The 10,684-nt window shown below is 51.4% G+C and carries 10 protein-coding genes; 3 read left to right on the top strand and 7 right to left on the bottom strand.

What is annotated here, in order from left to right; all coding sequences use genetic code 11:
* Positions 1-8: 8 nt before the first annotated feature.
* Positions 9-776, bottom strand: coding sequence for a 23S rRNA (guanosine(2251)-2'-O)-methyltransferase RlmB (rlmB, locus tag OUY18_RS13615; RefSeq protein WP_268059325.1), 768 nt, complete (start codon positions 774-776; stop codon positions 9-11).
* A 216-nt stretch (positions 777-992) separates the two neighbouring features.
* Here rlmB and OUY18_RS13620 point away from each other — a divergent pair, with 216 nt between their 5' ends.
* Complete coding sequence (locus OUY18_RS13620; protein WP_268059326.1) at positions 993-2,090, top strand: hypothetical protein; 1,098 nt, start codon at positions 993-995, stop codon at positions 2,088-2,090.
* A gap of 104 nt (positions 2,091-2,194) precedes the next feature.
* On the opposite strand, the gene OUY18_RS13625 is transcribed toward OUY18_RS13620, so the two are convergent.
* The 6 genes from OUY18_RS13625 to OUY18_RS13650 all read right to left on the bottom strand — a co-directional run bounded on the left by OUY18_RS13625 (position 2,195) and on the right by OUY18_RS13650 (position 8,784).
* Entirely contained in the window at positions 2,195-2,452 is a 258-nt protein-coding gene (locus tag OUY18_RS13625; RefSeq protein ID WP_268059327.1) for an HPr family phosphocarrier protein, read from the bottom strand.
* 5 nt (positions 2,453-2,457) lie between these two features.
* Positions 2,458-3,366 (bottom strand): 1-phosphofructokinase, encoded by a 909-nt coding sequence (pfkB, locus tag OUY18_RS13630; RefSeq protein WP_268059328.1) that lies wholly within the window; start codon positions 3,364-3,366, stop codon positions 2,458-2,460.
* A gap of 36 nt (positions 3,367-3,402) precedes the next feature.
* Complete coding sequence (locus OUY18_RS13635; protein ID WP_268059329.1) at positions 3,403-4,668, bottom strand: zinc-binding dehydrogenase; 1,266 nt, start codon at positions 4,666-4,668, stop codon at positions 3,403-3,405.
* A 50-nt stretch (positions 4,669-4,718) separates the two neighbouring features.
* Positions 4,719-5,171 carry a PTS sugar transporter subunit IIA gene (locus OUY18_RS13640; protein ID WP_268059330.1) on the bottom strand — a complete coding sequence of 151 codons (453 nt, stop codon included), beginning with the start codon at positions 5,169-5,171 and terminating at the stop codon, positions 4,719-4,721.
* 40 nt (positions 5,172-5,211) lie between these two features.
* The gene (locus OUY18_RS13645) at positions 5,212-7,302 is read right to left on the bottom strand and encodes a BglG family transcription antiterminator (RefSeq protein WP_268059331.1); all 2,091 of its coding nucleotides are present in this window, start codon (positions 7,300-7,302) and stop codon (positions 5,212-5,214) included.
* Between the two features lie 87 nt (positions 7,303-7,389).
* The gene (locus OUY18_RS13650) at positions 7,390-8,784 is read right to left on the bottom strand and encodes a PTS mannitol transporter subunit IICB (protein ID WP_268059332.1); all 1,395 of its coding nucleotides are present in this window, start codon (positions 8,782-8,784) and stop codon (positions 7,390-7,392) included.
* Positions 8,785-9,383: 599 nt separating this feature from the next.
* Here OUY18_RS13650 and OUY18_RS13655 point away from each other — a divergent pair.
* Both OUY18_RS13655 and OUY18_RS13660 read left to right on the top strand, forming a co-directional pair.
* Positions 9,384-10,172: a DNA-3-methyladenine glycosylase family protein gene (locus OUY18_RS13655; RefSeq protein WP_268059333.1), complete on the top strand. Its 789-nt coding sequence runs from the start codon at positions 9,384-9,386 to the stop codon at positions 10,170-10,172.
* A gap of 149 nt (positions 10,173-10,321) precedes the next feature.
* Positions 10,322-10,684: class II fructose-bisphosphate aldolase (locus OUY18_RS13660; RefSeq protein WP_268059334.1), on the top strand; the 363-nt coding region annotated here is incomplete at its 3' end.

The following is a 10,684-nucleotide window of genomic DNA, read 5'->3' on the forward strand; positions in this document are numbered from 1 at the left end:
CTCCTGTATTATTTTGTCTTAATACCGCTGCGCTGCCGTGCGATTTCATAGCAGATGACGCCGCAGGCAACCGAAGCATTAAGCGAATTTATTTTACCCTTCATTGGCAGGGATATGACAAAGTCACACTTTTCTTTTACAAGGCGGCTTACGCCGAAGCCTTCGGAACCGATCACAACGGCCACGGGGCCGGAATAATCCACACTGCACCAGTTTTCGCCGTTTAGGTCGGCCGCGTAAATCCACACGCCGCGTTTTTTCAGCTCGTCCACCGCGGCGGCGATGTTCGTCACCCGCGCAACCGGCACATATTCCACCGCGCCGGCGCTCGCTTTGCCGACCGCGTAGGTCAGGCCCGCCGCGCGCCGTTTGGGGATGATCACCCCGTGCGCGCCCGCGCATTCGGCTACGCGCAGGACGGCGCCGAGATTGTGGGGGTCCTCCAGCTCGTCCGCAATAATGATGAACGGCGGCTCGTTCCGCTCCTCTGCAAGGCGGAAAATATCGTCGACGGTCGCGTATTCCTTTACCGCCGCCACGGCGACCACACCCTGATGGTTCGCGTTGCCGCAGAGGAAATCCAGTTTTCTGCCGTCGGCTTCCTTGATGGAAATTCCCGTCTTTTTCGCCTTGGCAATCAGCGCGCTCAGGCTTCCCGTATGCTCGCCGCGCGCCACATAAAGGCTGTCGATCGTGCGGCCGCTGCGCAAAGCCTCGTTTACCGCGTTTCTTCCGGCGATAATGTCTTCTCCGCGCTGATTTTTTTCCTCGTTCATCTATTTTCCGTCTCCTTATTTTTTCTCCATATAAATTTTGAAACCGCCCCATGGATTTACGGACGGCTTTCTTACTTTGCATTTCAGATTTGTATACATTTTTCATTTTAACAGATATAGGAATGCCCGTCAATACATCCAAATGGTTTAAAAATCCGATCCGTCCGCTCATATTTTGCCGCGCGGACGAATAGGTAAGAACGGGGGTGTGCCGTTATGTTCCGAATCCGATATAGTATTCCACGAAGACGGTGGAAAACCCGCTCCGGCGGCAGAATCGTTCTGCTGTTTTTTTGCGTGCTTCTGCTCTTTTTCTTCCTGAAAAACTGCAACGCGCAGCGGGAAACCCGGCGCGATTACGCGCTGAATACGGTATCGCGCGATTTTGAGCCGCTTGTCACGTCCGTATTCCTGCGCCAGAAAACGGGGGATTCCGTCAATACCCAGCTTCTTTACGCGGCCTATATCACCTTGTTTGACAACCCGGCATACGGCGACAAGGCCGGCGTGCGGCAGCGCCTGCTCCGCTGCTTTTACACGGAGGGGAAGGACGGCCCCGTTCCGATTACCGACAGCGGCCGGATTTTCGACAGCATACAGGCGGAATTTTCAACCACGGTTGACGATAAACAAAGGCGTGATATTGTGAATCTTTCGAAAGAGCTTTCGCCCGGCTTTTTGAACTCCGCCGATCTTCTGCGGAAAAATCTGAAAAGCGGGGACGGAACAAAAAACAACATCGGCCTTGTGAATTTCGCGTGGAATGCGCTTTGCTGCAAAAGCGGGTATGTTTACGGCGCGGCGGGCCAGACCATTGACCGAAGCTTTCTGAACCAGCAGAAAAGCAGGTTTGCGGGAGTGGAACGGGCGGGGCTTACGAAAGAGCAGACCGATTCCATTCTGCTCCGCTTCGGCGGCCGCCCCGGGTTTGACTGCGGCGGCCTGATCAAGGCGTATTCCTGGCTGGACGAATCCACCGGGGAGATTCTCCGCGGGCGCCCGGATGGGATTCCGGATTCTACGGCAAACGATCTGTACGCCCTTGCGGACGTGAAGGGCAATATTTCGGAAATGCCCGAAACACCGGGGCTGGGCGTTCACAAGGACGGGCACGTGGGAATTTACATCGGCGGGGACGAGGTGATCGAAGCGGAAGGAAACAATTTCGGCGTAGTGAAGACCCGGCTTTGGGGGCGCGGGTGGGAGCACTACTTTCGTGTACCGGCCATCACGTATGTGCAGAGCGGAACGTATCAGATACGGGATCATAAAGTGGTTCTGTGTGACGGGAAAATTGTCAATCCCCCGGTATAGAGGAAGAGACCGATGCAAATGCTTCCGCATTGCACCGGTCTCTTCGGTTGGAGGAAATTGCGCTTCAGTGAGATGGAGATGTATCGTCATGACATCTTATAAGCTTATAAATTCGTCTTAAAAAAAGACTGGATGCTCTCAAAAGCCTGTTCCTCATCGGGACCTTCCACCTTAACGGTGACCTCTTCCCCTTTTTTTGCCGCGAGGCTCATGACGGAAAACAATTTTTTTGCATTTCCCGTTTTCCCGGTTTTACTGATGGTGATTTCCGAGGCGTGTTTTTGTGCCTCCTGAGCTAAAAAGCCGGCCGGCCTTGCATGGATTCCATCCTCATCCTGAATGACATAGCGGAACTCTTTCATCTTTTTCACCCCTTCATTGTTTTAAGCAGAGCGGAAACTTCTTTTCCGGTCGCAAGGTTTTCGGAAAATGCGCTGGCGCTTCCCGCGGCGATTCCGGTTCGGAAGGCTTCCGGCAGGCTCTTGTTTCTCAGGTACCCCGCCAGAAAACCGGCTACCATAGAATCCCCCGCGCCGACGGTGTTGACAACCTTGCCCCGGGGGGCTGCGCTTTGGTAAACGCCGCCTGTTTCACTGACAAGAATTGCGCCGTCGCCGCCCAGCGAGACCAGAATATTACAGGCGCCAAGCGCTTGAAGGTCTTTGCAGGCGAGGATAATTTCTTTTTCGCCTTTCAGCACCCGCCCGCTCAGCTCTTCCAGTTCTTCCCGGTTTGGTTTGATTAGAAACGGCCGGAATTTCAGAACATTCAGGAGTAACTGCCCGGTGGCGTCCACTACAATGCGTATCTTTTTTTCCTGCAGCCGTTCCAGGATGGTCTCATAGGTGTCGGCCGGCAGGGAGGGAGGAATGCTGCCCGCAAGAACAAGGATGTCTCCGTCGGAAAGGCCGCTCAGCTGCGAAAACAGCTCGTCGATTTTTTCCCGGGGAATCAGCGGACCGCCGCCGTTTACCGCTGTTTCGTGTTTGGAGCGAATTTTCAGGTTGATACGGGACAAACCGCTGTTCAGTTTGATGAAATCGGTGTTGCAGCCAAAGGATCGTACGCCTCTTTCAATTTCATCCCCGGTAAATCCGGCAATGAATCCGAGTGCCGTGCTTTCCAGTCCAAGGTTCTTCAGAACAATGGAGACATTGATCCCTTTTCCGCCGCTCAAAATTTTCTCACCGCAGCTCCGGTTGATTTCGCCTTCGCGAAAATCCGGAACGTCCGTGATATAATCGAGCGCGGGATTAAATGTTACGGTATAAATCAATTATGCGCACCCCGCAGTCTTTATAGATGTATTTTTTCAGCCGTCCAGCCCGTAATGTGCAAAGAGAAGATGTTCCGCTTCGCTGTTCCACAGACCGTTGTGTCTGTCACAGCTGTCCGCCAGCTTTTTGAAAAGCTCATCCTTTTCGCCCAGCTTGCGGAAATCTTCTATGGCTGTCAGCGGCATACGGATGTGGGTGTAAACCAGCTTTTTGCCGCCGGGAATGGAGGGCAGGTTTTCGGTTGTGTCTGCAACACAGTCAAGACCGCCGACATGGGTAACCATGACCGAGGGATTCATTTTTCCGGCTGCGGACAGGTCAAGCGCCTCCACAAGGTCGTCGGTGTTGCCGCCGGTGGAACCCATAATGTGGGTGCTGATGTAATGGGTATTATACATATTAATGCTAGCGGAAAACTTGTTGTCGGTCGGACCGGCAAAGAAATTGAGGCAGCCGTCAAACGCGAGCAGGCTGTCCGCCAGCTCAACCAGAGGACGGATAGGCGCCATAACGAGAATGTCGTCGTAGCCCTTGCCATCGGTCAGCGCCTTTAATCCTTCATACTGGTCATCCATTTTATTTGGATTGACATATTTTAAGGTTACGCCATGCTCCGCGGCTTTGGAAACCGGTACAACCATTTCCGCGCGCGCAATGCGCTCCTCGCTGACGTCGGTTACGACGACCAGACGCGGCTTCTTTTCAAGGCAGACGGCGTATTCCACCGCGCCAAGACCCATGGGGCCCGCACCGCCCACAATCAGCAGCGCCCCGTTTTCCTTCACGCCGGAAGCGTGGTCATAGTTCCGCTTGTTGGTGTGGTAATTGGAATGGAAACCGCCGATAACGCAGGACATCGGCTCGCCGAGGGACGCTTCAAAGTAGCTGGGTCCGTTGTAGTGCAGCAGGCAGCCCAGCTCCATAACTTCATGCGGAATGATGCAGTAGGTGCAGTCACCGCCGAAAAATTCGTACGAATAACCGGGTGAATTCAGGCATCCTTTATAATTCAGAGCGGGCTGCTGCGCGAATTTTTCGCCCGGTGTAAATTCGTGCTGCCATTTTGCTCCTACCTTCACGATATCGCCGGCAAATTCATGCCCGACGATTACAGGATTGGTGTCAATATTCTGAGGGGCGCGCTTGTGCTTTTTCCCCTGCTTTACCAGTTTATAGGTGGACATGCAGATACTGTCGCTTACAACCTTAACAAGGATTTCATCATCCTTTATTTCCGGCAGCTCAAATTCCTCGAGCCGCAAATCATCTGCTCCGTACATTCTGACTGCTTTCGTCTTCATAGTCATTCCTTTCTCCGGTCTCTGAGGCCGGTTGGCTTTTCCAGCCGGGATCAGCCGCCGCTGAACAAATTGTAGATTTTATTGGCGTCCCCGCTCCTTACCAGAGATTCCACGGATTCCGGGGTGTCCAGTTTCTCAACAATATTCCGTAAAATTTCCAGATGTTCGTCTCCCACGGCGGCAATGCCTACCACCAGATAGACGGTTTCGCTGTCCCACGGGATTCCGTCCGGGTAGATCATGACCACCAGTCCGGAACAAATAATTTTCTTCTTGACTTCGCTTTCGCCGTGGGGAATGGCAATGCTGTTGCCGATACAGGTGGAAAGCTTATTCTCTCTTGCGAGCATGCCGTCAACGTAGGGTTTTTCGACATAACCGCTTTCCACCAGTAGCTCTCCCGCGTGCCGGATTGCTTGTTCCTTATCCGCAGCGCTGCAGTTCAAAACAATATTTCGCTTCATCAAAAGCTCCGACTTTTTTGCGCTTTTCTTAAAAAACATATGTACCACCTTCTTTTCACATGAGCCTGAATTCATGGATTCACAGATAAAGCTCTTTGATCTTCTGAGCAAAGTACCCTTCCAGAATCTCTTGTGTTTTTTTATAGGAAACATCGCGGTCTCCGGATTTGAGCGCGTTCAGAAAATCTTCGTCTTCAATCAGCGCACTGCTGAGTTTTCCCATCATTTGACTGTTTTCTTTTCCGTCGGAATTTTTGGGAATCAGCATAACCACCGCCAGCACGGCACCCTGTAAATATTCGCTGCGGAAGGGTGGGTGAGTGGGCAGAATTACGGAGAACACCGGTTTGCTTACCCCGTCGGTTTTGGCGTGCAGCAGGGCAAACTGGTAGCTGACGACCACCTGTGAACTGATTTTTTCTCTCGCAAGAAAGTCGTTGAAAATCAGCCTGCGGTTTACGTCACTGTCCCCGAAACGCTGGCTTGCCTGCTTGACAAGCTCCGTAAATTCGATGTTTTCTTCCGTGTAGGTAATCTCAAACTGAGAAAGTACGGACTGAATACTTTCCGCCATATCCCACGTTTTGTGCAAATAGCTGGGACCCCCGCTCTTTGTTTCAGGCAGGAGCAGGCCCGTTTCCACATAGGCGCAGCGGTTGATCTCTTCGCGGATTTTTTCCAGATCCTCATCTGTAGGCAGGGGGCTGACCAGCAGATAGGAATACGGAACATCTTTGATGGGGAAAGAGGATACGAGGATATCAATATCCAGCGGGGGTCCTTCGGCTAAATCCTCCTGTGCGAACGTCTTAACCAGAACATCCGCCTTAAACGTATTTTTTATGCGGGAGGACATTAAATAGGAAATACCGATTCCGCTTGCGCAGACAACGCCGATGGTGACAACCTTGCGCCGGAGTTTTCTCTCTTTCATGCGAATGACCGCAGCGCCGAAATGCGTCGCGAGGTAGCCGATTTCCGCGTCAGGCACGGTAAAGCCGTAGCTTTCCCGGATGACCTGAGCGGCATTTTTGCTTTTTTCAAAGATATCCGGATACATGGTGCGGATTTGCTCCAGCATATTGTTCTGAATGACCATGTTGTGTTTTAACCGGATCAGTGTGGGGTCCAGGTGGGTGATCAGTCCGCTCAGCAGAACTTCATCCATCTTCAGTTCCTGAGCCAGTTCAGGGTCAAACCGGTCAATCATCCGGTAAATCATGCGGATCAGCTCGTAATGGTTTATGTAAAAATCATCGTCCGGATTCTTATCAATATATTTTTGCTTTGCGCTTTTTATATGAATGCATATATAGGCTCTTTCCTCGTCACAGATCTTGAACCGGAAGGAATTCTCCAGCATATCCGCAACGGTGTCGGCGAGCACATAGTCTTCTGTTGCTTTCAGTTTTGCAGTGACATCCGGTTCCATGGAAATGGTTTTTTGCCTGATAATTCTTTCTGCCGCAATAGAGAGGTAAATCACAAACATGAACCAGGAGGATTCCGTGAACCTTTCCAGTTTTTTGCTCGGGATCGTCTTCAGCGCGGAGATGACCTGATTGAAAATTTTTGCGTCCAGCAGGGGGGAAATATCTATTTCGTCAGCCGGTTTTCTGTCCGGGCCGGCAGGCGCCTCCCAGTGCTCTTCCCGGCTGATATTTTCGTAGATAAATTGGGAAAGAGCCCGACGGTAGGCTTCTTCGGTGCCTTCTAAAGCAACACCGTATCCCTGCCGCCGGGACAGCTCCAAATCATTTTCACGGAACCAGTCAGCAATGGCATCCATGTCATTGCTGATCGTCCCTTCACTGACTTTGAACAAATTTGAATAGTAATAAAGCTTCTGTACGTCCTGATTTTTGAGAATTTCCAGAATCAGGCGTTTTCTTCTGGACTCTTTGTCCATAGGTTCCGGTTCGTCTTCGCTTAGAAGCGCCTGGGCAAGCCGGTCTCTGTCCTGCTCGCTTCCCTCCAGCCGGATTCCCACACCTGCTTTTGCATTGATTTTCAGATTGAAGCCACGAAGCTGGGAATTGACGTTTTCCATATCACGGAAAAGCGTACGCTTGCTGGTGTTCAACAGGGCAGCAAGTTCGCTCACAGAAACGGGTTCCGTATTTTTCAGCAAAATACGAAACAAATGATTTAAACGCGGTGTAAAAGTCATTTGCAGCCCCTCCCTGATGCCCAGAGTACTATTTTTTCTGTGTTCCGTATACAGTATTTATGTACGGATTGAAACCGGTTTTCTTTGTTATATTGCCGAAGCGAGACCGCTGAGCTGATTGACGAGCTCATCATACTCCGGTGCCACCATAAAGTTGGTAATGGTTACGAGCTGTGCGTTCGGAACAGCCTTTTTGGCTCTGTCCATCAGCTCCTGGTGAACAACAACGATCTGTGTGTCGCGGGGAATATCCTCAATAGAGGAATGGAGAACCTGAATGTCCAGACCGGCTTCCTTCAGCTTTTTGCTCAGGACGGTTGCGCCCATTGCACTGGAGCCCATGCCGGCGTCGCAGGCAAATACAATTTTGCTTACATTGACTTTGCGAAGTACGGGAGCGGCTTTTCCGGCTTTTCCGAATTTCCCGGATTTCATTGCCTTGACTTTGTCTTTGGCTTCGTCAAGGTTGTCTTCGTCCTTCACCGTTGCTTTCAGAAGCACATACGAAAGTGCGAAGCTGACCGCTGCGGCGCAGGTTACGCCGAGGATGGTACCAAGGAATCCGCCTTTCGGGGTCATCAGCAGGAAAGCAAAGATGCTTCCCGGGGCAGCGGCAGCTACAAGGCCCGCGCCGAGGATACCTTCCACAAAGGAACCGGTCATGCCGCCGGCGATAACCGCAAGAATCAGGATCGGGTTCATCATAACATACGGGAAATAGATTTCATGAATACCGCCGAGGAAGTGAATGATGATAGCGCCGGGAGCAGAACTCTTGGCAGTACCTTTACCGGCGATGCAGTAAGCAAGCAGCAGGCCAAGGCCGGGGCCCGGATTTGCTTCGAGCATAAAGAAGATGGACTTGCCGACTTTGGCGGCCTGCTCAATCCCGAGCGGGGTCAGGATACCGTGGTTGATTGCGTTGTTGAGGAACAGTACCTTTGCGGGTTCAATGATGATCTGCGCCAGCGGCAGCAGGCCTGCTTTTACAAAGAAGTCAACACCGGCAGCCATGGCGTTGGTCAGGCCGACGCACATTGGGTTGATCAGCAGGAAAGCGAGGATCCCGAGGATACCGCCGATAATACCGGCTGAGAAGTTGTCAACGAGCATTTCGAAGCCCGCTCTGACTTTGCCTGCGATCAGTTTGTCAAACTGCTTGATCACATAGCCGCCCAGAGGTCCCATGATCATAACGCCGAGGAACATTGGAATGCCCGCACCGATAATTACGCCGATCGAGGCGATGGAACCGACAACGGCGCCTCTCTGTCCGCCAACCATACGGCCGCCTGTGTAGCCGATCAGCAGCGGGAGCAGATACTTGAGCATTGGGTCAACCATCGCGGCGAGCTTCTCATTCGGTGCCCATCCCGTTTTGATGAACATTGCGGTGATAAGGCCCCAAGCAATGAAAGCCCCGATGTTCGGCATGACCATGCCGCTTAGGAATCTTCCGAAGCTCTGAACTTTTTCTTTCATGTTTACTCCGCCTTTCAACAAATAGTCCGAAATATTTCTGCTTCGATTATAAGCCGGAGTGTCATACTTTCTCAAGAAAAACAAAAACAGATTTGGCACACGGAAATGATGCCAAATTTTAATAATGGCAATTATATATTTTGTACAATATGCTGAATCCGATTTTCCGGCGCTGAAAAAACCCGGATAGAATCCCGTTTTGGAGTGCCAAATCGATTGGGACGGGCGGATTTCGGATTGAAACCGCTGTTGAGCTGTTGAAATGTATTTTATGCATACCGTGGAAAACTTTATGGAAATGTAGAATTATACAGCCTGAGACCGCCCTTTGTAGGACAATTTATACGTTGAGTATTTGCAAAAGTTTACATAACACCGTGGAATACCCGGCTTTCCCTGTTGAAAACTCTGTTGAAAGTGTTGATAAGTGTGCAAAACGGCTTGTCTTTTCCACTTTTGCATACGAAATGTATAATTTGTTTATGTAAACCGGTGGAAGGATCCATTTAAAACGCACAGTATTCGAACCTTTACGATCATGTTATAATAGAAGAAGTGTAAAACAGGCGGGGATGCCCGGAAAGCAGAGGGAAAAGGGAATGGGAAAGAATGTGGATTTCGATTTGGAACAGACGCTGGAATGCGGGCAGTGCTTCCGTTGGGATAAACAGCCGGACGGTTCGTATACGGGCGTTGCCTTCGGGCATATTTTAAATATTTCGGAGAAAAATATACCACAGGTTTATGAAGATGAATTCTGGCGGCATTATTTTGACCTTTCGCTCGATTACGCGAAAATCCGTGCGGATTTGTCCGCGGAGGACGAGACGCTGGCGCAGGCGGCGAAATTCGCGCCCGGCATGCGCATCCTGAATCAGGAGCCGTGGGAAGCGCTCTGCTCCTTTATTATCTCCCAAAACAACAATATTCCGCGCATCCGGGGAATTGTAAAGCGGCTCTGCGGGCAGTTCGGCGAACCGGTCGGGGACGGCTTTTTTACGTTCCCTTCCGCCGAACGGCTTGCCGCGCTGCGGGCGGAGGAGCTTTCCGAAATCCGCTGCGGCTTCCGGGCGAAATATATTGTGGACGCGGCGCAGAAAGTCGTCGCGGGGCAGGTTGACCTCGAAAAGCTGAAAACCGCGGAGCTTTCCGACGCGCGCGAACAGTTAATGAGCATTCACGGCGTGGGGCCGAAGGTGGCGGACTGCACCCTGCTTTACGGCCTGCACCGGCTGGAGGCGTTTCCGATGGACGTCTGGATGAAGCGCGCGATGCGCACCCTTTTTCCCGGCAGGGGGCCGGAGGCCTTCGGCTGCTACGCCGGAATCGCGCAGCAGTATATTTTCCACTACAGCCGCTGCAACCCGGCGCTGTTTGCGGAGAAATAATTCCCGGTAACATTCTCCAAAAAGGAAACCTTATGCAGGATTCATAAAAAAGGGATTGCGGGCGGAAATATATATTTTACTATTTATCTTTATCTTTTCTGAAAATTGCGTTATAATATACGCAGAAAATTATATTTGGGGGTTAAAAGATGCCACTCGTTAATACTACGGATATGTTTAAAAAGGCATACGAAGGCGGATACGCGGTCGGCGCGTTCAATGTGAACAACATGGAAATTGTACAGGGAATTACCGAAGCCTGTCAGGAACTGAAAGCACCGGTTATTCTTCAGGTCTCCGCAGGCGCGCGCAAATACGCAAACCACACTTATCTTACGAAGCTGGTGGAGGCGGCGGTGATTGAGAACCCGGATATTCCGATCGCTCTGCACCTTGACCACGGTTCCTCCTATGAACTTTGCAAGGACTGTGTCGACGGCGGCTTTACCTCCGTTATGTTTGACGGCTCCTCGAAGTCCTATGAGGAAAATGTGGAGGAAGCCCGCCGCGTA

The sequence above is a fragment of the Caproiciproducens galactitolivorans genome, assembly GCF_026672255.1.
Taxonomy (GTDB): Bacteria; Bacillota; Clostridia; order Oscillospirales; family Acutalibacteraceae; genus Caproiciproducens; species Caproiciproducens galactitolivorans_A.

Excerpts from the sequence above, each read along its gene's own strand:
- rlmB (WP_268059325.1), bottom strand. The coding sequence starts at position 776 with ATGAACGAGGAAAAAAATCAGCGCGGAGAAGACATTATCGCCGGAAGA.
- OUY18_RS13620 (WP_268059326.1), top strand. The coding sequence starts at position 993 with ATGTTCCGAATCCGATATAGTATTCCACGAAGACGGTGGAAAACCCGC.
- OUY18_RS13625 (WP_268059327.1), bottom strand. The coding sequence starts at position 2,452 with ATGAAAGAGTTCCGCTATGTCATTCAGGATGAGGATGGAATCCATGCA.
- OUY18_RS13635 (WP_268059329.1), bottom strand. The coding sequence starts at position 4,668 with ATGAAGACGAAAGCAGTCAGAATGTACGGAGCAGATGATTTGCGGCTC.
- OUY18_RS13640 (WP_268059330.1), bottom strand. The coding sequence starts at position 5,171 with ATGTTTTTTAAGAAAAGCGCAAAAAAGTCGGAGCTTTTGATGAAGCGA.
- OUY18_RS13645 (WP_268059331.1), bottom strand. The coding sequence starts at position 7,302 with ATGACTTTTACACCGCGTTTAAATCATTTGTTTCGTATTTTGCTGAAA.
- OUY18_RS13650 (WP_268059332.1), bottom strand. The coding sequence starts at position 8,784 with ATGAAAGAAAAAGTTCAGAGCTTCGGAAGATTCCTAAGCGGCATGGTC.
- OUY18_RS13655 (WP_268059333.1), top strand. The coding sequence starts at position 9,384 with ATGGGAAAGAATGTGGATTTCGATTTGGAACAGACGCTGGAATGCGGG.